Source organism: Ornithinibacter aureus (assembly GCF_009858245.1).
GTDB lineage: Bacteria > Actinomycetota > Actinomycetes > Actinomycetales > Dermatophilaceae > Fodinibacter > Fodinibacter aureus.
In genome coordinates, this window is sequence record NZ_VMSB01000001.1 from 2,343,589 (window position 1) to 2,362,348 (window position 18,760).

Here is an 18,760-nt window from a genome sequence, read left to right on the forward strand (position 1 = left end):
CTCCTTCGTGGTGCCGTGCACCCCACCCCGCGCGATGTGCCTGAGGAGCAGCCTAGGGCGACCGGCTGCCGGATCAGTGCGGCAACCGGAACCTCGTGCCTGCCACCGGCTCGACGAGACCGTCCTCGATCAGGGAGGCGATGCAGCGATCGAGCTGCGCGGCATCCGGTCCAGCGTCCGCGAGCGCCGTGCGTGAGAGGGCGCGCGGGGCGTCCCGCAACAGCTGGAGCACGGCACCGCGCACCTGCCGATCGGTCCCGTGCCAGGCCTGACCGCGCCGGACGGGGCCTTCGTGAGCAGGGCGACCGGACTGCACCCAGGCACAGCGCTCGAGAACCGGGCACTGCTCACACTGGGGGGCGCGGGCCTTGCAGACCAGCGCGCCGAGTTCCATCACCGCGACGTTCCAGGTCGCCGACGTCGGTGCGTCAGCGGGCACGACGGATGCCGCGAGCGCCGACTCCGCGGCGGTGAGGGCGGGCGCTGCCTGCTCGCGCCCCTCGACGAGGCGAGCGAGAACCCGACGCACGTTGGTGTCCACGACGGTGGTGCGTCGGCCGAAGGCGAAGGCCGCGACAGCTGCCGCCGTGTACGCCCCGACCCCGGGAAGGGTCCGCAACGTCTCCTCGTCGGCTGGCACCCTCCCGTCGTGGACCTCGACGATCGCCACGGCTGCCTCGCGCAGGCGCAGGGCCCGGCGCGGGTACCCGAGACGGCCCCAGGCCCGCACCACCTCGCCCGGCGACTCGGCTGCCAGGTGTGCCGGGGTCGGCCAGCGCTGCATCCAGCTCAGCCAGACGGGTTCCACGCGGGCGACCGGCGTCTGCTGCGCCATCACCTCGGAGACGAAGACCCCCCACGGGGTGGTCTCAGCGTCACGCCACGGCAGCGCCCGGGCATGGCGCGAGTACCAGCGCAGGATGTTCTCGTGAAGGTCGGCGACCTCGCGCAGGTCGACCTGGGCACGTGACGCAGGCACTGGGGACGGAGCAGACGCGCTCAGACGTAGCGCTCGAGGATGCTCGACTCGGCCAGGCGCGAGAGCCCCTCGCGCACGAGGCGAGCCCGGCCCTCGCCGACACCATCGACGTCCATGAGGTCGTCGATGTTGGCCGCCAGCAGCTTCTGGAGGCCGCCGAAGTGCGCGACCAAGCGGTCGACGATGGCACCCGGCAGACGCGGGATCTTCGAGAGCAGACGGTGCCCGAGGGGGCTGACGGAGGAGTCGAGGGAGTCACCGACGATGGTGAACCCGATCGCGCGAGCGCCCGCCGACGGGTCGAGCAGTTCGGTGGAGTCGATGGCCTCGAGGTTGGCTATCGCGTCGTCGAGGGTCAGGCTGGCGCGTGTCTCGGGGAGGTAGTCACGGATGACGAGCCCGAGGTCGTCGGACAGGCCCCCGGTCAACTCCTCGAGCTGGAGGCTGAGCAGGCGCCCGTCGGTGCCGAGCTGGACGACGTACTCGGCGATCTCGTCCTTGATGCGGCGCACCATCTCCAGGCGCTGGAGCACGTTGGCGACGTCGCGCACGGTGACGAGGTCCTCGATCTCGAGGGCCGAGAGCGTGCCCGTGACCTCGTCGAGGCGGGACTTGTAGCGCTCGAGGGTCTGCAGGGCCTGGTTGGCGCGCGACAGGATGGCGCTGGAGTCCTCGAGGACGACCCGACGACCGGCGACGTACAGCGCGATGATGCGCATCGACTGGCTGACGGAGACGACCGGGAAGCCGGTCTGCTTCGCCACGCGCTCGGCGGTGCGGTGCCGGGTGCCGGACTCGCTGGTCTCGATGCTGGGATCGGGCACGAGCTGGGTCGCCGCTCGCACGATCCGCGTCACGTCGCGGTCGCAGACGATGCCACCGTCCATCTTGGCCAGCTCGCGCAGCCGCGTCGCCGAGAACTCGATGTCGAGCGGGAAGCCACCGGTGGCGAGGGACTCGACGACCTTGTCGTTGCCGAGGACGATGAGGGCACCCGTGCGACCACGCAGGATGCGCTCGAGGCCGTCACGCAACTCGGTGCCGGGGGCCACCGCCGCGAGGGTGGCGCGCAGCAACTCCTCGTCGGGCAGTTGCGTCGGCACTGCGATTCCTCCGGATCCGTGTCCCCAGGCCGTCGCTGTCTGCGGCCACTGGGCGCATCCTATCCGGCACGGGCCTCCTGCCGCGCCGGATCACCAGCGGCGGACCGCTCAGGACCGCGTGGCGGTCGTGCGTGCCACGCAGTCAGCGGGTGACGCCGTCGTAGAGGCCGCGGCCGACCGCCTCGCTGACCGTTGCAGATTCGACGATGTGCAGTCCGGGAGGAACTGGACCGGCGCCCGCCACCCCCGGGGGGACGACCGCCCGAGTGAAGCCCAGACGGGCCGCCTCGGCCAGGCGGCGGTGCGCTCCGGTCACGGGCCGGATCTCGCCGGCCAACCCGACCTCACCGAAGGCGATGGTGCCGTGCGGCAGCGGTCTGTCGGTGATGGCGCCCGCCAGGGCGAGCGTGATGGCCAGATCGGCCGCGGGCTCGGTGAGGCGGACCCCGCCCACGGTCGACAGGTAGGCGTCGCTACCGCCGATGGGCGCGGCCGCTCGTTTGTCGAGGACGGCCAGGATCATGTTGACCCGGGCCGTGTCCAGGCCACTGGTCGCGCGCCGCGGGGTGGACAGGGTCGACGCGGTGACCAGCGCCTGCACCTCGGTGACGAGTGGCCGTCGCCCTTCCAGGGTCACGGTCACGCAGGTTCCCGCGACCGCAGCGGTTCGGCCGGACAGGAAGAGGGCACTCGGGTCGGTCAACCCGACGATGCCGACGTCGGACAGATCGAAGCAGCCGACCTCGTCGGTCGGGCCGAAGCGGTTCTTCACGGCACGCACGAGCCGCAGCCTGCTGTGGCGATCGCCATCGAACTGCACGACGACGTCGACGAGGTGCTCGAGCACCCGTGGCCCGGCGATGGAGCCGTCCTTGGTGACGTGCCCGACGAGAAGGACGGCGATGCCGCGCGCCTTCGCGACCTGGATCAGCGACGCGGCAACCTCACGAACCTGCGAGACGTTGCCGGCGGACCCCTCCACCTCCGCGCTGCTGATCGTCTGGACGGAGTCGACGATGACGAGCTCGGGCTTCAGGGCGTCGATCTGGCCGAGCACGGTGGCGAGGTCGGTCTCGCTCGCCAGGTAGAGGGATCGGGCCATGGCCTCGATCCGCTCCGCGCGAGTTCGCACCTGGGCCGAGGACTCCTCACCGCTGACGTAGAGGACTTTGCGGTCGCCGTGGTCACCCGAGCGGGCCGCCCGAGCGGCGACGTCGAGGAGCAGCGTGGACTTTCCGATGCCCGGCTCGCCGGCGACGAGGACGACGGCACCGGGCACGATGCCTCCACCGAGGACGCGGTCGAACTCAGGGACACCGGTCGGTCGAGCGACGGCCCGCCGCACGTCGACCTCGCCGATCGGGATGGCCGGGCGGTCGACCGCCGAGGCGGCCGTCGTGCGCGCCGTGGCCGCCCCCACCTCGGTGACACTCCCCCAGGCCTGGCACTCGCCGCACCGACCGACCCACTTCACCGCCTGCCAGCCGCACTCCGAACAACGGTAGGCAGCGGCGGAGCGAGCGGAGCGACGGGATGCGGTGCCGGACATGCACTCCACCGTAGGAGTCACCCCCGACACCCCGTGCCCGGACACGACGGACTGCGGACACGACGAAGCCCCGGGCCAGAGGTCCGGGGCTTCGTGCGGGGCCGCGACGTGCGCGACGATGGGCTGGATCAGCCGGCGACGACCTCGAGCTCGATGGTCGCGCGCACCTCGGGATGCAGGCGGACCGTGGCCGCGTGCGTCCCGGTGGTCTTGATCGGGGTCGGGACCTCGATCGTGCGCTTGTCCAGCTCCGGGCCACCAGCAGCCTTGACGGCAGCAGCGATGTCCGCGGTGGAGACGGCGCCGAAGAGGCGACCACCCTGCCCGGCGTGCGCCGGGACGGTCACCGACTTCGACTCGAGGTTGCCCTTGATCGACTGGGCCTCCTCGAGCGATTTGATCGCGCGGGTGGCGCGACCCTGGGCGATGGCGTCGACCTGCTTCTGCCCGCCCTTGGTCCAGGCCGTGGCCAGGCCGCGACGGAACAGGAAGTTGCGGGCGTAGCCGTCCTTGACGTCGACGACGTCACCGGCGGCACCGAGGCCGGAGACCTCGTGGGTGAGAATGACCTTCATGGTGTTGGCTCCTTCTCGACCGGTCAGCGGGACGAGCTCGAGTACGGCAGCAAGGCCATCTCGCGCGCGTTCTTGACGGCGTTGGCGATGAGGCGCTGCTCCTGGACGGAGACACCGGTCACCCGACGAGCGCGGATCTTGCCGCGGTCGGAGATGAACTTGCGCAGCAGCGCGGCGTCCTTGTAGTCGATGTTCTCGACCTTCGCCGCCTTGAGCGGGTTGGCCTTCTTCTTGGGCTTGCGAATGGCGGGCTTGGCCATCGTGGTGCTCTCCTTCTGCCGGGGGTCCCGGCGGATGAGCCCTGGTCTCCCAGGGATGGTGTCGTGCTGTGAAGGGGGCCGCGGTGTCACCGCGGTGACGCGGCCCCAGGTGTCGGTGTCCTTGTCCTGACGCGGATCAGAACGGGGGCTCGTCGTAGCTGGGAGCCTGGCCCCAGCCACCCTGCTGGCCACCCTGCGGCTGCTGGGGGGCCTGCTGGCCACCCTGCGGCTGCTGCGGAGCCTGCTGGCCACCCCAGCCCTGGCCACCCTGAGGTGCCGGAGCGGAGCCACCAGTGGCCCACGGGTCCTGCTGCTGGAAGCCACCCTGGCCGCCGAAGCCACCACCGGAACCGCCGCGCTCGGCCTTGGTGACCTTCGCCGACGCGTAGCGCAGCGAAGGGCCGACCTCGTCGACGTCGAGCTCGACGACGGTGCGCTTCTCGCCCTCCTTGGTCTCGTACGAGCGCGACTTCAGCCGCCCCGTCACGATCACGCGGGTGCCGCGGTGGAGCGACTCGGCGATGTTCTCGGCCGCGTCACGCCACACCGAGCAGCGCATGAAGAGGGTCTCCCCGTCCTTCCACTCGTTGGACTGGCGGTCGAACGTGCGCGGCGTGGATGCCACGGTGAAGTTCGCGACCGCAGCCCCCGAGGGGGTGAAACGGAGTTCGGGGTCGGCGGTGAGGTTGCCGACGATGGTGATGGTGGTTTCGCCTGCCATGGGTCAGGGACTTCCTTCGCGGTGGAGACCGACGGTGTGAGAGTGCTGGGACGTCACTCAGGCGCCGGGGCGCATGAGCTTGGTCCGCATGACCGACTCGTTGAGGCCGAGCTGACGGTCCAGCTCCTTGGCCGTGGCCGGCTCGGAGGTGAAGTTGACGACGGCGTAGATGCCCTCGGCCTTCTTCTTGATCTCGTAGGCCAAGCGACGACGACCCCAGATGTCGACGTTGTCGACGGAACCACCATCGGTGGTCACGACCTTGAGGAACCGCTCCAGCGAGGGCTGGACGGTCCGGTCATCGAGCTCTGGGTCGAGGATGACCATGAGTTCGTACTGACGCATGCGTTAACCCGCCTCCTTTGGTCTGTGGCGGTCACGGAGTTTCCGTGACAGGAGGGTATGCATTGCTGCCGACAGGACCGCGGAGTTTTCCACAGGCCGCTCAGAGGGCAACCTGCTCAGGATACCGGGCGCAGCGGCATCCCCCAACTCGCGCGACTCAGCCGCCCGGCGAGGCGGAGGGCGCCGGCTTGCCCCCACCCCCGGGGTTCCCCTTGCCGTTCCCGTTGCCGGGGGTGCTCTCCGTGGGCTCCGGCGTCGGCTCCGGCTCCGACGGCGTGGGCTCGGGCGTGGGTGTCGGCGTGGGCTCCGGCGGAGCGGTCGTCGGCGGTGGGGTGGTGCTCGGCGGCGCAGTGGTGCTCGGAGCCTGGGACGTCGGGCCGGAAGGCTTCGAGGTCTGGCTCGGCCGGTACTTGGCGTTCTTGTTGATGTTGGCCGGCTCGGGGAACCGCTCGACCTTCGTGCCGTCCAGGGCAGCCTTCATGTAGGCCGTCCAGATGCGGGTCGGGTACGAGCCGCCGGTGATGTCCCCCGAGTCGGGGAGGTTCTCCATCTTCAGCTCTTCGCCGTCGGGGCCACTGCGGTACAGGCCGACGGCCGTCGCCAGTTGCGGCGTGAAGCCGTCGAACCAGGCCGAGCGGAAGCTCTCCGAGGTGCCGGTCTTGCCGGCGGCCGGTCGGCCGAGGTTCTGGCCGACGTAGCGGGCGCTGCCGCCCTCGACCGGGTAGGTCATCGCGTCGATGACGTCGGACATGAGGTCCTCGTCGAAGACCCTCTTGGTGACCGGCTTCACCGGGATCGGCTCGATGCCTTCGTCGAGGAAGCGGATCTCCTTGACGATGTAGGGGTTGGCCCGCACCCCCTCGGCCGCGATGGTCGCGTAGGCAGTGGCCATGTCGAGCACGGTGACGTAGTCGGTGCCGAGCACGTTGCCGACGTTCGGCTGCAGCGTGCTGCGCACGCCGGCATCCGACGCGGCCTTCATCGAGTTCTTCCCGCCGACCTCGATGTTCAGCTCGGCGTAGATGGTGTTGACCGACTGGCCGGTCGCGCGCCGAAGGTCCATCCGACCGAAGGACTCGCCCCCGAAGTTCTTCACGCGCCCGCGGCGCCCGGCCTCGGTGTCGGCGCCGGGGTCTGCGAACTCCTTGAAGTAGCGGGGGCTGGCGCCGTTCAACGAGGAGCGCAGACTGAAGTCACCGGACTCCAGGGCGGCGATGAGGGTGAAGACCTTGAACGTCGACCCGGCCTGCATCTTGTCCTGGGTGGCGGCGTTCTGCGGGCGCTTGGCGTAGTCGGCGCCGCCGTACAGCGCGACGATCGCCCCGTCCCCGGGCGTGATCGAGGCCATGCCGATGCCGATGTCCTTCTCGGAGGGGCGCTCCTCCTTGATGGCCTTCTCCATGTCGACCTGCTTGGGCCGCTCGATGGTGGACACCACCCGCAACCCGCCCCGGTCGATGTCGGTCTCGTTCAGCTTGTGCGTGGCGATGAGCTCCTTCTTGACCATCTCCACCAGGTAGCCGGACGTGCCGCGCAGCGTGCGGGGCTTGTAGTCGACGAAGGTGTCCGGGAAGGTCGCCTCGGCACGCTCGCTCGCGGAGAGCCAACCGTTCTCGACCATGGCGTCGAGGATGTAGCCCGAGCGCTCCTTGGCGTTGGCCGCCTGCTGCTCACCCAGAGCCGGGTCGTAGAGGGAGGGGCCACGGATCGCGGACGCGAGGAAGGCGCTCTCGGCCACGGTCAGCTTGGACACGTCCTTGTTGAAGTACGCCGCCGCCGCGGTCTGGATGCCGTAGGCGCCCCGACCGTAGTAGATGGTGTTGAGGTAGTTCTCGAGGATCTCGTCCTTGGTCTGCTGGCGGTCGATCTTGACGGCCAGGAGGATCTCGCGGGCCTTGCGGTCCAGGGTGCGGTCGGAGGTGAGGAAGTAGTTCTTCACGTACTGCTGGGTGATCGTGGAGCCACCCTGCGTCGCGGCGCCGCCCTTGACGGCGACCCACACGGCGCGGGCGATGCCCGTCGGGGAGATGCCGTTGTTCTGGTAGAACGACTGGTCCTCACCCGCGAGGATCGCCTTCTGCATGTGATCGGGGATCTGGGACAGCGGCACCGACACGCGGTTGCCCTCGCTGTCGGACAGGCGCCCCATCTCGGTCTTGCCGTCGGCGTAGTAGACGATGGACGTCTGGGCCGTGGCGATCTCGTTCGGCTCGGGGATGTCGGTGCGCGCGTAGGCGATCCCCACGGCGGTGACGCCGAGGATCGCGAGGGCGAGCACGGTCCACAGGCCGCGACGCAACCAGGTGCGACCGCGGGAGCGGCCGGCGGATGCCGTCGAGCGGCGACCGCTCGACGAGGTCGCGGAGGGACTGGGCTGGCGTTGACTCATGCGGCTTTCCGGGGTGGGGAACGGCGGGTTTCAAGCAGATCGGACGGCGGCGCACCGGGGGGTGGAAGACCCTCGGCCCCATGGCCAGTATGACCGGATTCCTTGGAGAACCCTGAACGGCCGGCGGGGGGCCAGCGCCTCGATGCACTGCCTCGATGTATCGCACCGATATATCTATGCTACCTTGCTCCTGACAAACGCCCCGTATGTCTGGTCCGTTCCACCCGAAGGAGGTCTGCCGTGAAGAGCCGCCGCGCCCAGCTGCTGGAGTTCGCCGTCCTCGGCCTCCTCCACGAAGGGCCCACGCACGGCTACGACCTGCGCCGGCGGCTGAACACCGCGCTCGGCCCTTTCCGGGCGCTGTCCTACGGCACGCTGTACCCCGCGCTGCGCGACCTGCTCGACCACGGGCTCATCGCCGAGACGACCGACCCCGCCGGCCCCACCGGCCGTCGCCCCCGGGTCGTGTACGAGCTGACGGCAGCCGGCAAGGAGCACTTCTCGGCCCTGGTCGCACGCACCGACGCCTCCGCCTACGAGGACGACGGCTTCGACGTCCGCTTCGCCTTCTTCGGGCGGACCGAGCGTGACGTCCGGCTGCGCATCCTCGAGGGACGTCGCTCCCGGGTCGAGGAGGACCTCGAGCGGGTCCGCGATGCCGCCGCCCGCAGCCGCGAGCGCCTCGACGCCTACACGACGGCCCTCCAGCGCCACGGCGAGGAGACCACCGAGCGCGAGGTCCGCTGGCTCAGCGAGCTCATCGACGCCGAACGGCGCCACCCCACAGATCCCGGCCCCCAGCCGTAGGTGCCGCCCGCGCCATCCCGGGCGCACCGGCATCCGCTTCACCACAACCAACCCGATCACAACCCCAGGAGAAGTACATGGGTTCCATCCGCGTCGCCATCGTCGGCGTCGGTAACTGTGCGTCCTCGCTCGTTCAGGGCGTGCACTACTACCGTGACGCCGACCCGACCCAGACCGTCCCCGGTCTGATGCACGTCACCTTCGGTGACTACCACGTGCGCGACGTGGAGTTCGTCGCCGCGTTCGACGTCGACGACAAGAAGGTCGGAAAGGACCTCGCCGAGGCCATCAACGCCTCCGAGAACAACACCATCAAGATCGCGGACGTGCCCACCAGCGGCGTCACCGTCCAGCGTGGCGTCACCCTCGACGGCCTCGGCAAGTACTACCGCGAGACCATCGACGAGTCGGCCGCCGAGCCGGTCGACGTCGTCGCCGCCCTGCGCGACGCGAAGGTCGACGTCCTCGTCTCCTACCTCCCCGTGGGGTCGGAGAATGCCGACAAGTTCTACGCCCAGTGCGCGATCGACGCCGGTGTCGCCTTCGTCAACGCCCTGCCCGTGTTCATCGCGTCCGACCCCGAGTGGGCCGCGAAGTTCGAGGAGGCCGGCGTCCCGGTCATCGGTGACGACATCAAGAGCCAGGTCGGCGCGACCATCACGCACCGCGTCATGGCCAAGCTGTTCGAGGACCGCGGCGTCGCCCTGGACCGCACCTACCAGCTCAACGTCGGTGGGAACATGGACTTCAAGAACATGCTCGAGCGCGAGCGCCTCGAGTCCAAGAAGGTCTCCAAGACCCAGGCCGTGACCTCGAACCTCGAGGGCTCCCTCGCCGGCAAGGTCCACGACAAGAACGTGCACATCGGCCCGTCGGACTACGTCGCGTGGCTCGATGACCGCAAGTGGGCGTACGTCCGCCTCGAGGGTCGCGCCTTCGGTGACGCCCCGCTGAACCTCGAGTACAAGCTCGAGGTCTGGGACTCCCCGAACTCGGCCGGCATCATCATCGACGCCATCCGCGCGGCGAAGATCGCCAAGGACCGCGGCGTCGGTGGCGCCCTGCTCTCGGCCTCGTCCTACCTCATGAAGTCCCCGCCGGAGCAGCGTCCCGACGACGTCGGTCGCGCCAAGCTCGAGGCCTTCATCGCGGGTACCGAGGAGCGCTGAGCCCTCACCGCTGAGCCCCTGGCCGGCTGCACGACGTAGCCGGCCAGGGCAGGCACAACGCAGAAGATCGGGTGCCACGCAGTAATTGCTGCGTGGCACCCGATCTTCTGCGTTGTGCGAGACGCCGTCAGGCCGAGGCGTCAGGCGGCGTGGCGGCAACCCCACGGCTGGAGGCCGCGCTTGGCGTACAGCCGGTTCGCGACGGTGATCTGCTCGGCGCGCGAGGCCTTGTCGGCCCGCGGCGCGAAGTCGTCACCGTTGACGCTCAGCCAGGTGCGGTAGTCGAACTGCAGACCGCCGTAGTAGCCGTTGCCGGTGTTGATGCTCCACCGGCCGCCGGACTCGCACTTGGCGATCCGGTCCCACATGGCGGCCCGGGCCAGGTTGATGCCGGTGCGCGAGGTCGAACGCGAGGCCGCGGCCGGCGCCGAACCGGCCTTGGCGAGCTTGAGGGCCTTGCGGGTCTTGGGACCGACGATCCCGTCGACCACCAGCCCCTTGGAGCGCTGGTACTTCGTGACCGCCGCGAGCGTCTTGGGGCCGAAGCGCCCGTCGACCGCGAGCTTGGCGCCCAGAGCGTTCAGACGCCGCTGGAGGGTCTTGTTCTGCCCGTAGTTCGAGTTGCCCTTGCGCAGGGTGACCGTCAGGTAGGCCTTGGTCGCGGCGGGCACCGCGGCCGGTGCTACCGCAGGAGCGGCGGCGGGTGCGGCCGCCGTGACGGCCGAGGCCTTCGCCGGGGCGGCGTTCGCAGGGATCGCGGAGCCGGCGGCCATGAGGCCTCCGGCAACGCCGACGGTCGCGGCGACCCGGGCGCCGGACAGGCCGGCCTGGCCGAGGACACTGGTCAGCTCGGAGAACACGCTGAACGACTGGGCGGATCGGTGGCGCCCGGGAACGGTCTGAAGAGTCATGGATTGCCTCTCGCGCCTACGAGGTGAGCTGTCGGGTTCGGGCTGAGGTCTCCCGGCCGTCCCCGACTCACGGTCGAGATCCGGCTTCACCCCAAGGGCTCGTCCTCAGCGATCGAGGGCGGGCCCACAAGTGGGTCCCCCGCTCCTGCCAAGCGGTGGTGCGAAGGGGCCTGAGGTCGGTGGCAGGACTCGGCGTAACCGACCTCGGGGGCGCGATCCGTGTGGAGGCGTTCTCATCAGGGTAGCGGCGACCCTCCTATGTCACAAACAGGTCACGGGGACCACGGTCGGGTGCCGATGGCTTCAGCTGACCCGCGTGGCCATCTCCCGGAAGCCCTTGCCGTCCTCCTCGGTGTAGGTGTCGCCCTCACAGGTGTAGGTCACGGCCCCGGTGCCCGGTTGGAGGTCGCGCACCTCCTCCTTGCCCTGCTCGGGTCGAACCGTCATCGACCCCTTCGCCGACTCGAGGGTGAACGACATCCGTGACCCCGACAGGGCCACCCGGTAGACGACCGTGCCGTCGAACACCAGGGCGCTGGTGCCGCCCGGGGTGGTGAGCGTGGCCTCGACCTCGTCGTAGGTGACGACGTGCCGCCCGCTCTCGTCGAAGGTGAAGGTGCGGTTCAGACCGGTCAGCACCGATTCACCATCCGGGCCGGTGGTCCTCTGCTCGTAGTCGGTGGTGCGCCAGGTCCCGACAAGGCAGTCGTCGAACTCGGATGCCGCCCCGCCCCCTCCCGGGTCACCCCCGGTCGGTGCCGGGTCAGCGCCCCCGCCGCCGGTCCCCCCGCCGCCGGAGCCCCCGGGCAGCGTCCCCGACGACTGCGCCACGGAACTCGTGGCCACCCCGGCGACGAACCCGGCACCGAACAGCCCCAGCGCGCCGATGACGGCCCCGAGGGTGATTGCGACGATCTTCCAGGTCGCCATCCGGTCGCGTGCCACGCGGTGCGGGGGCAGGTGTTCGGGTGCCGGGTGATCGGGTGCCATGTCAGCCCCTCGTGGGAACGGCAGCCACAGCCGTCGTGATGGTTGCGGGATCGGGGGCGTCGCCGGCCCGGTACGAGACCACCCCGATGAGGAACTCCCCGTCGGCCACGAGCGCGACGTCCTGCGTGACGGGTCGCTCCCCCTGGGACGTCATCCGCCACACCACGGCGTCGTCCGGCACGTCGGCGAAGGCGACCTTCTCGATGGTGAAGCGCGTGACCGGGCTGGTCGGCGACTCCCCGCGGGTCTCGAACGACGTGCACGTCGGCAGCGCCGCCTGCAGCGCCGTGACGACCTCGGCGGCGAGACCCTGGCGGTGGGCCTGCACGTACTGCGCGACGAACGGCCCGACCCCGCTCCGGGCGAAGCGTTGGCGGGCCGACCCCGCGGGCTGCTCGGGCTCGATGTCGACGCCGCACACCGTGAGACCGAAGCCGGCCGGTGGCGGTTGGCTCTCGCGCCAGCCCTCGCCGAGGGCGGCGAGCGGGATGAAGTGGGCCTTGGCGCGAGCCTCGAGGTCGGCATCACTCCCCCGGGTGCCGGGGGTGGCGGATGCCGTTCCGGACCCGGGTGCGCCCGTCACCGACGACTGCGGCGTGCTCACGACGTCGTCACCACAGGCCGTCATCAGCAGCACCCCCGCGACCGCGAGAGCGGCGAGCACCAACCGTGTCCCTCGAGTCTCCACTCCACGAGACCATACGGTGTGCCGGCCGGCCATCACGGGTACCTCGGGTTGCGCAACTGTTCGGCGAGCAAGGCGGCCATGGCCGCGTGCCCCTGGGCGTTGGGGTGGAAGGAGCCAGGATCGGTGACGGCCAGGCCCGGCCCTCCCCAGTCGAGGTCGTTGATCCACTGCTCGCCGTCGGGCGCACCGACCCCGTGGCCGAGGAAGGCCTGGGTGGGGTCGATGAACTCCACCCCGGCCTCACGACAGGCCTCGCGGAGCATGGCGTTGAGCTGGTCAGCCTTGCCATTCATCCACACCTGGTCCTCACTGAAGAGCATGTTGTTGAGTTCCTGACTGGGCGGGTCGTTGAACAGTCGGGGGTATCCCATGATGACGATCCGGGCGTTGGGCGCCTTCTCGCGCATCCGGGTGTAGAGCGCGACGAGCTCGGGCTTCAGGTCCTCCAGGCGCTGGTCGAGCTTCTCGTCCCACTTGGCCTGGCAACCGTCCGTGAACGGGACACCACTCCCGCCGTTAAGCACGCAGTCCTGGAGCACGGCACCGAAGCCGAGGTCGTTCCCACCGATCGACATCGTGACGAGCGAGGTGTCCTCGGTGAGGGCGTCGAGCTGTGGGCCCTCGCCGTCGTTGCTGCCGTTGGGGTTGTCGAGGTCGGTCTGGGTCGCGCCCGAGCAGTAGACCGCCGTGAAGCCACCCGCGAAGTCGAACTCGGGCGAGGCGTAGGTCTGCTCGGCGTAGGAGGAGGTCGAGCGCCGGCACCGGTTGTGCGAGTCATCGCCCCAGTTGCCCGGGTCCCAGTCGTCACGGTTGTCGTAGTTCGTACCGTCGTGGTAATCCCCCGCGCCCTCTCCCGAGGCGAAGCTGTCGCCGAGGGCCACGTAGTCACCGCTCAGCGCCTTCTCGAGCGCCGTCTGCACGCTCTGCGCGGTGTCCTCACACCCTTCGCCGAGGAAGATCCGGCACACGGCGTTCGTCGTGTGCCTGGCCAGGTCACCCTGGACGATGCCGAACAGCACCGCGGCGACGACGAGCGCAGCAGCCGCGATGATCCCGCCGTACTCGAGCCCGGCGGAACCCCGCTCCGTGGTGTGCCCCCCTCGTGGCACACCACGGCTGCGCACTGCCGCATCGCGGGGCCGCTCACCTGGCATGTCCCGACGCTAGGGATCGCGGATGCCGTCGGGCAGGGTCCCCGGGCCCAGCTGCGGGCCCGTCGTGGCTGGGCCCAGGTGCCCGGTCGTCAGGCCAGGCCGAGGAGGCCGATACCGGTCGTGACGGCGAGCAGCACGGCGGTGCGCACGGAGGCGCCCCGGTGCGGACCCGGCATCCCGGCTGTCACGGCGGCGACGACGGCGGCGCCCGCGATCACCCACGGGTAGGCCGAGGCGCCCGTGTCCAGCACCCTGCCGAGGACGACCCCGAGCCAGGCGAGCGCGGTTGCGGACAGGGCCGCCCATGCAGTCAGTCGCCGGAGCCGCTCGATGACGAGCATCACGGCCGCGGCCAGGCCGAGCAGGAGCGAGTAGCGACCGACGAGGTACTGCGCGCTGGCGTCGTCGGTGGCCAGGAGGTACACGTCGAGCCACACGACGGGCAGCGCGATGAGCACGAGCACCAACCCCCACGTGACGAGCCCGGCCCGCGGATGCGGCGAAGGGTGCTCCTGCGCGGTCATGAGCCGGATCCTATGGCGGAGGGTCACTCCCTGACCCGGCGGACGAATCTGCGGTCAGGCTGTGGGAATCCCTCCGGCCTCTCGCAACCCCTCTGCACCGGACCTGAGGTTCGGCGACCACGTGGCTTAGGCTGGGCGGGACGATCATCCAGGCCCGGCCACCGAGAGTGCTGCCGGAGCCACCCGGGGAGGAACCACACCGTGACGACCGTTCGCTCCACCCTGCGCTCGATCGGGGCCGCCACCGCCGTGGCTGCCCTGCTCGTCGCGGGATCACCCGCCTCATCCGGCACGGCCGCAGCCGCCGACGAGATCCCGATTCTCGGCCAGGCACTCACGATGGGGACGGTCACCGCCGGACCTCCTGCGGTGGTGACGGTGCACGGGGTCCAACGGGTCGACAACGCCACGATCGTCTACTGGTCACTCGGCATCCCCGACGGTTCGCAGGCGAAGTTCGCCGCGTCCTACTTCGGCCCGTCCACGCTGTTGTTCAGGTCGAAGCGAACGGGTGTCAACCAGTCGGACGTGACACTGACCGACGGGACCGCTGGTCTCACCTACCGCCCGATGGAACCGACCGGCAAGTTCAGGACCTGCGTGTGCGGCCCGTCCACCACGATGACTGATCTCACTCCGAGGCAGGCTCAGGTCATCTGGTCCGCCGTGGCTCCACTGCCTGCGGGCGTCGCGACGGTCGACGTGACCATCGCGGAGCAGGTCATCCCGAACGTCCCCGTGGGAGACGGCCCCCTGCTGCCCTTGGCGGAGAACCAGGAGGCGCCGTTCGTCCTCGGCATGGGGTGGCCCGAGCCCGACCCCGAGCTATTGGCCACGGCGCGCACGTCGCAGCCCGCGGCCTTCGAGCTCACCCAGCGCGTGTCCAACATCGAGCAGAGCGTCACGACCTCCACCGGCGAGGTCGCCTTGGCTGCGGACGTGCTGTTCGCCAAGAACTCCGCGACCCTGACGGCCAAGGGCACGAAGACGGTCGCCGATGCCGCCGCGCAGATCAAGGCAACCGAGACCGGCAAGGCCCTGACCGTGACGGGTCACGCGGACTCCGACGGCTCGAACTCCTACAACCAGTCATTGTCGGAGAAGCGGGCGAAGGCCGTCGCGGCGGCGCTCGCCGAGGCCCTCGGCGGTGGATACACCATCACGGCCGTCGGCAAGGGCGAGACCGAACCGATCGCGTCGAACAAGACCACTGCGGGCAAGGCCAAGAACCGCCGAGTCAGCATCACCTACACCGAAGGACAGTGACCGTGGCCCAGCCCCCCCGTCGTCCCCGCCTCACCCTGGCGATCCTCGGTGTCGTGTCCGTCGTGGCGCTGTCGTCCTGCACGGGGGACGACCCCGAGCCCTCGGTGAGTCCGACCGGATCCGCGTCATCGAGTGCGTCCACGACGACCTCGACGCCGCTGCGCGACCAGAGTGCTCTCGTGCTCGGTGCGCAGCTGCCCCCGGTGGCTGGCAGCTCGACCGGAGACGTGGCCGGCGCGCCGGCCACCCTCAACGTGGCCACTGTCGTCGCCACGAAGGGCGGCAGCGTCCTGACGTTCTGGCACACCGGGACGGAGAAGATGTTGGTCAACGCCGGAGACCTCTCCTGGGAGGCCCAACCCGTGCTGGTCGACGTCGCCGAGCAGAAGGTCTACGAGCCCGTCACGTTCGTGGATGAGCAGGGGGACACCCGCTGCCTGTGCACGGACGCGGCGTACATCGGTGGAGTGCCGCAACCGCGCACGATCTTCTTCCCACAGCTGCCCGACACGGTCACCACCGTCGAGGTCCGTCAGGCAGGCTTCGACAAGCCGATCTCGGTACCCGTCACGCGGTGACCGGCGCAGCCACCGAGAGTGTTGCCGAAACCATCTGGGGGGAACCACGTCGTGACGACCATTCGCTCAAGCCTGCGCTCGATCGGGGCCGCCACTGCGGTGGGGGCCGTGCTCCTCGTGGGGATGCCCGCCGGGTCGAGTGCCGCGGGGACATCCGCCGCCGACGAGGTCCCGATCCTCGGCCAGGCCTTCACCATGGGGACGGTGCAGTCCGGACCTCCCGCCGTCGTGACGGTCCACGGCGTCCGCCGGGTGGAGGGGGCCACCATCCTGTACTGGTCCCTGGGTGTCCCCGTCGACAGCCCGGTGGACAACGAGTTGTCGTTCCTCGGCCCCGCGACGTCCTCGTTCTACGCAGGCAATGTCGGGCCGACGATGGGCGACGCCGCTCTCACCGACGTCACCGGCGCGCAGGTCTACCGCCCCCTTGTCACCACCGAGAAGTTCGCACCGTGTGCGTGCTCACCCGTGTCGTCCCTGCTCAAGGTCAAGCCCGGTCAGGCCTCCGTCATGTGGACGGCCCTCGCGCCGCTCCCCGAGGGCGTCACGACAGTCGACGTGACCGTCGCTGAACAGGTGGTCCCGGACGTCACCGTCGAGGAGGGCCTGCTCCTGCCCGTGGCCAGCGAGCAGGAACCCGTCATCGTCGGCATGGGTTGGCCCGAGGTGGACATGAACCTCGTCGGCACGTCCACCCCCCAGGACCCGGAGTCCTACTCCCTCGTGGGGCGCGTCTCCGACCTCGAGAGGGCCGTGACGACCTCGCAGGGTGAGGTGTCCCTGGCCTCCGACGTGTTGTTCGCGAAGAATTCCGCGACGCTGACCGCCAAGGGTGTCGCCACGGTGGCCAAGGCCGCGGCGCAGATCAAGGCCAGTGAGGCCGGCACGGCCCTGACCGTCACCGGCCACGCCGACTCCGACGACTCCGAGGACTACAACCAGGCGCTTTCCGAACGGCGGGCCAAGGCGGTGGCCGCGGCACTGACGAAGGAGTTGGGCTCCGGGTACTCGATCACGGCAGTCGGGAAGGGCGAGACCCAGCCGATCGCCTCGAACGCGACAGCTGCGGGCAAGGCGAAGAACCGCCGCGTCAGCATCACCTACACGGAGGGGCAGTGATGAACACCGCTACCGCAGCCACGAGGGTTCGCTCGCGGGTGGCTCTGGCCTCGATCGCCGTCGCCGCGATCGCAGCCCTCGCAGCCTGCACCGACGACACCCCCGAGCCCTCGCCCAGCGGCTCCGGCAGTTCGTCGGCGACGGCCTCGTCCGCGCCGGCCTTCGTTCCCAGTGACCAGAGCGCGAAGGTGCTCGCGGCGACCCTGCCTGCGGTGCAGGGCAGCGCCAAGGGCACTGTCGGCAAGCAGCCTGCCACCCTGAACGTCGCCGAGGTGAGGGCGACCGCCGGGGGAACCCTGCTTACCTTTTGGTTCTCCGGCGCGCAGGCGGCGCCACTCGGTGACCAGGGTGAGAAGTCCTGGGAGAACCAGCCCACCCTCGTCGACGTCGCCGGGAAGAAGGTCTACGAGCCGTTCACCTTCACCCACAGCCGCGGCGAGACCTACTGCCTGTGCACTGATGCCGCCTACGCCCGCGGGGACGCGCAGCCGCGCACCATCTACTACCCGGCGCTGCCCGACACGGTCACCACCGTCGAGGTTCGCCAGGCCGGCTTCGACAAGCCGATCAGCGTCCCGGTCACCCGCTGACCCGACAGACACGGAATCGGCGCAGGGAGGCGACGTCGCCTCCCTGCGCCGATTCGGTCGACGTCGATGGCCCCTAGTCGGTGAGGCGAGGGTCGGCCTCGATCTTCAGCTGCCCCCAACCGAAGCTGGGTGGCCCACCGCTGCCCGGGAAGGTGACGTCGAACTCCACCTCGCCGCACCGGCCCTTCTTCACCACGTCGTCCGGTGTCGGAGTGGGCGTCGGAGTGGGGGTCGCCGTCGACGACGGGGTCGGCGTGGGAGTCGGCTCGGGCTCGGGCGGCTCTGGCGCATCCGGGAGGACGCAGGGCCCCAGCCGGAGGTCGAGCTCGGCAACCGCCGAGGTGTCCTCCCTGCGACCGGACTCCAGCACTGCCTGGCTGCGCACCGTCACCTCGATGCGGTCCTGCACGGGGTAGTAGCAGTACGACGTGACGGTCGCGCCGTTGCGGGCGGCAAAGCTCTGAGCCTCGCCGCGGCCGAGGCCGCAGGGGATGCCGCCGCCGTCCCGCACGGCATCCTTGATCGCCTGTGGAGCGTCCCGGGCGATCGCCTGGGCACCCGCGAGCGCCGCGGCATCAGCAGCGGTCTGCAGCCCGGACACCTCATCGGTCGCGGAGACCAGGCGCGAGTAGGCCGTCACCCCCAGCGCGAGGAACAGGATGGCCATGGTGAGCACCAGCCACATGGCTGCCTGCCCGCTCTCGCTCGGCTCCTCGACACGCCGACCCGTCATCGGATCCCTCATGATCTCCCCCTGTGCCACGGACGATGCGTGAGTGGGGGGTGGACGACGTCCACCCCCCACCCACGCTGGATGATTAGGACGATCAGCCGCCCGGGGAGAACAGGTCGGTGATCGCCGTGCCGACGCTGGTGTCGACACCGGCGCCGTCGATGGCGCCCCAGATCAGGGCGACGACCAGAGCGGCGACGGCGATCATGCCGGCGTACTCGAGACCGGTCGCACCGGCCTCCTTGCGGTCACGGAGCGTGGTCAGGGCGGTGGTGAACTTTGCGCTGAGCTTGGCAGTCATTGGGTGTCC

Annotated in this window: 21 protein-coding genes and 1 riboswitch; of the genes, 6 read left to right on the top strand and 15 right to left on the bottom strand. The window is 70.1% G+C overall.

Translation table 11 applies throughout. The features are described 5' to 3' along the window. Window positions 1–73: 73 nt before the first annotated feature. The 8 genes from C8E84_RS11110 to C8E84_RS11145 all read right to left on the bottom strand — a co-directional run bounded on the left by C8E84_RS11110 (window position 74) and on the right by C8E84_RS11145 (window position 7,921). The gene (locus C8E84_RS11110) at window positions 74–979 is read right to left on the bottom strand and encodes an HhH-GPD family protein (protein WP_159902135.1); all 906 of its coding nucleotides are present in this window, start codon (window positions 977–979) and stop codon (window positions 74–76) included. A 20-nt stretch (window positions 980–999) separates the two neighbouring features. Then, window positions 1,000–2,082: a DNA integrity scanning diadenylate cyclase DisA gene (gene disA, locus C8E84_RS11115; protein ID WP_159902137.1), complete on the bottom strand. Its 1,083-nt coding sequence runs from the start codon at window positions 2,080–2,082 to the stop codon at window positions 1,000–1,002. Window positions 2,083–2,224: 142 nt separating this feature from the next. Then, the gene (gene radA / locus C8E84_RS11120) at window positions 2,225–3,631 is read right to left on the bottom strand and encodes a DNA repair protein RadA (RefSeq protein ID WP_159902139.1); all 1,407 of its coding nucleotides are present in this window, start codon (window positions 3,629–3,631) and stop codon (window positions 2,225–2,227) included. Window positions 3,632–3,759: 128 nt separating this feature from the next. After that, window positions 3,760–4,206 (bottom strand): 50S ribosomal protein L9, encoded by a 447-nt coding sequence (rplI, locus tag C8E84_RS11125; RefSeq protein ID WP_159902141.1) that lies wholly within the window; start codon window positions 4,204–4,206, stop codon window positions 3,760–3,762. A 23-nt stretch (window positions 4,207–4,229) separates the two neighbouring features. Continuing rightward, complete coding sequence (gene rpsR / locus C8E84_RS11130; RefSeq protein ID WP_159902143.1) at window positions 4,230–4,466, bottom strand: 30S ribosomal protein S18; 237 nt, start codon at window positions 4,464–4,466, stop codon at window positions 4,230–4,232. A gap of 136 nt (window positions 4,467–4,602) precedes the next feature. Continuing rightward, window positions 4,603–5,187 (bottom strand): single-stranded DNA-binding protein, encoded by a 585-nt coding sequence (locus C8E84_RS11135; protein ID WP_159902145.1) that lies wholly within the window; start codon window positions 5,185–5,187, stop codon window positions 4,603–4,605. Window positions 5,188–5,244: 57 nt separating this feature from the next. Next, window positions 5,245–5,532, bottom strand: coding sequence for a 30S ribosomal protein S6 (gene rpsF, locus C8E84_RS11140; RefSeq protein WP_159902147.1), 288 nt, complete (start codon window positions 5,530–5,532; stop codon window positions 5,245–5,247). Window positions 5,533–5,689: 157 nt separating this feature from the next. Continuing rightward, window positions 5,690–7,921: a transglycosylase domain-containing protein gene (locus C8E84_RS11145; protein WP_159902149.1), complete on the bottom strand. Its 2,232-nt coding sequence runs from the start codon at window positions 7,919–7,921 to the stop codon at window positions 5,690–5,692. Between the two features lie 240 nt (window positions 7,922–8,161). On the opposite strand from C8E84_RS11145, the gene C8E84_RS11150 reads away from it, so the two are divergent. Together C8E84_RS11150 and C8E84_RS11155 are read left to right on the top strand one after the other, a co-directional pair. Beyond that, window positions 8,162–8,728, top strand: coding sequence for a PadR family transcriptional regulator (locus tag C8E84_RS11150; RefSeq protein ID WP_159902151.1), 567 nt, complete (start codon window positions 8,162–8,164; stop codon window positions 8,726–8,728). 77 nt (window positions 8,729–8,805) lie between these two features. Continuing rightward, a complete protein-coding gene (locus C8E84_RS11155) occupies window positions 8,806–9,897 on the top strand; it encodes an inositol-3-phosphate synthase (RefSeq protein WP_159902153.1) in 1,092 nt (363 codons plus the stop codon). 140 nt (window positions 9,898–10,037) lie between these two features. Here C8E84_RS11155 and C8E84_RS18395 read toward each other — a convergent pair whose 3' ends face one another. From C8E84_RS18395 to C8E84_RS11180, 5 genes are all read right to left on the bottom strand, one after another. After that, window positions 10,038–10,808 (bottom strand): transglycosylase family protein, encoded by a 771-nt coding sequence (locus C8E84_RS18395; protein ID WP_159902155.1) that lies wholly within the window; start codon window positions 10,806–10,808, stop codon window positions 10,038–10,040. 2 nt (window positions 10,809–10,810) lie between these two features. After that, window positions 10,811–10,973: riboswitch (cyclic di-AMP (ydaO/yuaA leader) on the bottom strand. A gap of 138 nt (window positions 10,974–11,111) precedes the next feature. Next, window positions 11,112–11,798 carry a hypothetical protein gene (locus tag C8E84_RS11165; RefSeq protein WP_159902157.1) on the bottom strand — a complete coding sequence of 229 codons (687 nt, stop codon included), beginning with the start codon at window positions 11,796–11,798 and terminating at the stop codon, window positions 11,112–11,114. Window position 11,799: 1 nt separating this feature from the next. After that, window positions 11,800–12,462, bottom strand: coding sequence for a hypothetical protein (locus C8E84_RS11170; RefSeq protein ID WP_159902159.1), 663 nt, complete (start codon window positions 12,460–12,462; stop codon window positions 11,800–11,802). A gap of 56 nt (window positions 12,463–12,518) precedes the next feature. After that, on the bottom strand, window positions 12,519–13,640 hold the full coding sequence (locus C8E84_RS11175) for an SGNH/GDSL hydrolase family protein (RefSeq protein WP_159902161.1): 1,122 nt from the start codon (window positions 13,638–13,640) through the stop codon (window positions 12,519–12,521). An 89-nt stretch (window positions 13,641–13,729) separates the two neighbouring features. Then, window positions 13,730–14,164, bottom strand: coding sequence for a hypothetical protein (locus C8E84_RS11180; RefSeq protein WP_159902163.1), 435 nt, complete (start codon window positions 14,162–14,164; stop codon window positions 13,730–13,732). Between the two features lie 201 nt (window positions 14,165–14,365). On the opposite strand from C8E84_RS11180, the gene C8E84_RS11185 reads away from it, so the two are divergent. From C8E84_RS11185 to C8E84_RS11200, 4 genes are read left to right on the top strand one after another with little or no spacing between them, the layout of a single operon-like run. Beyond that, window positions 14,366–15,430, top strand: a complete 1,065-nt coding sequence (locus C8E84_RS11185; RefSeq protein WP_159902165.1) for an OmpA family protein — start codon at window positions 14,366–14,368, stop codon at window positions 15,428–15,430. Between the two features lie 2 nt (window positions 15,431–15,432). Beyond that, window positions 15,433–16,008 (top strand): hypothetical protein, encoded by a 576-nt coding sequence (locus C8E84_RS11190; protein WP_159902167.1) that lies wholly within the window; start codon window positions 15,433–15,435, stop codon window positions 16,006–16,008. A 51-nt stretch (window positions 16,009–16,059) separates the two neighbouring features. Next, a complete protein-coding gene (locus tag C8E84_RS11195; RefSeq protein WP_159902169.1) occupies window positions 16,060–17,127 on the top strand; it encodes an OmpA family protein in 1,068 nt (355 codons plus the stop codon). Beyond that, window positions 17,127–17,717, top strand: a complete 591-nt coding sequence (locus C8E84_RS11200; protein WP_159902171.1) for a hypothetical protein — start codon at window positions 17,127–17,129, stop codon at window positions 17,715–17,717. The genes C8E84_RS11195 and C8E84_RS11200 overlap by 1 nt, the downstream gene beginning before the upstream one ends. A 73-nt stretch (window positions 17,718–17,790) precedes the next feature. Here C8E84_RS11200 and C8E84_RS11205 read toward each other — a convergent pair whose 3' ends face one another. Together C8E84_RS11205 and C8E84_RS11210 are read right to left on the bottom strand one after the other, a co-directional pair. Further along, window positions 17,791–18,450 carry a hypothetical protein gene (locus C8E84_RS11205; RefSeq protein ID WP_159902173.1) on the bottom strand — a complete coding sequence of 220 codons (660 nt, stop codon included), beginning with the start codon at window positions 18,448–18,450 and terminating at the stop codon, window positions 17,791–17,793. Between the two features lie 94 nt (window positions 18,451–18,544). Beyond that, entirely contained in the window at window positions 18,545–18,751 is a 207-nt protein-coding gene (locus tag C8E84_RS11210; RefSeq protein WP_159902175.1) for a hypothetical protein, read from the bottom strand. Window positions 18,752–18,760 lie beyond the last annotated feature (9 nt).

What these genes read in the sequence shown, in the direction of transcription:
- radA (WP_159902139.1), bottom strand. Translation starts at nt 3,631, where the DNA reads ATGTCCGGCACCGCATCCCGTCGCTCCGCTCGCTCCGCCGCTGCCTAC.
- rplI (WP_159902141.1), bottom strand. Translation starts at nt 4,206, where the DNA reads ATGAAGGTCATTCTCACCCACGAGGTCTCCGGCCTCGGTGCCGCCGGT.
- rpsR (WP_159902143.1), bottom strand. Translation starts at nt 4,466, where the DNA reads ATGGCCAAGCCCGCCATTCGCAAGCCCAAGAAGAAGGCCAACCCGCTC.
- C8E84_RS11135 (WP_159902145.1), bottom strand. Translation starts at nt 5,187, where the DNA reads ATGGCAGGCGAAACCACCATCACCATCGTCGGCAACCTCACCGCCGAC.
- rpsF (WP_159902147.1), bottom strand. Translation starts at nt 5,532, where the DNA reads ATGCGTCAGTACGAACTCATGGTCATCCTCGACCCAGAGCTCGATGAC.
- C8E84_RS11145 (WP_159902149.1), bottom strand. Translation starts at nt 7,921, where the DNA reads ATGAGTCAACGCCAGCCCAGTCCCTCCGCGACCTCGTCGAGCGGTCGC.
- C8E84_RS11155 (WP_159902153.1), top strand. Translation starts at nt 8,806, where the DNA reads ATGGGTTCCATCCGCGTCGCCATCGTCGGCGTCGGTAACTGTGCGTCC.
- C8E84_RS18395 (WP_159902155.1), bottom strand. Translation starts at nt 10,808, where the DNA reads ATGACTCTTCAGACCGTTCCCGGGCGCCACCGATCCGCCCAGTCGTTC.
- C8E84_RS11165 (WP_159902157.1), bottom strand. Translation starts at nt 11,798, where the DNA reads ATGGCACCCGATCACCCGGCACCCGAACACCTGCCCCCGCACCGCGTG.
- C8E84_RS11175 (WP_159902161.1), bottom strand. Translation starts at nt 13,640, where the DNA reads ATGCCAGGTGAGCGGCCCCGCGATGCGGCAGTGCGCAGCCGTGGTGTG.
- C8E84_RS11180 (WP_159902163.1), bottom strand. Translation starts at nt 14,164, where the DNA reads ATGACCGCGCAGGAGCACCCTTCGCCGCATCCGCGGGCCGGGCTCGTC.
- C8E84_RS11200 (WP_159902171.1), top strand. Translation starts at nt 17,127, where the DNA reads ATGAACACCGCTACCGCAGCCACGAGGGTTCGCTCGCGGGTGGCTCTG.
- C8E84_RS11205 (WP_159902173.1), bottom strand. Translation starts at nt 18,450, where the DNA reads ATGACGGGTCGGCGTGTCGAGGAGCCGAGCGAGAGCGGGCAGGCAGCC.
- C8E84_RS11210 (WP_159902175.1), bottom strand. Translation starts at nt 18,751, where the DNA reads ATGACTGCCAAGCTCAGCGCAAAGTTCACCACCGCCCTGACCACGCTC.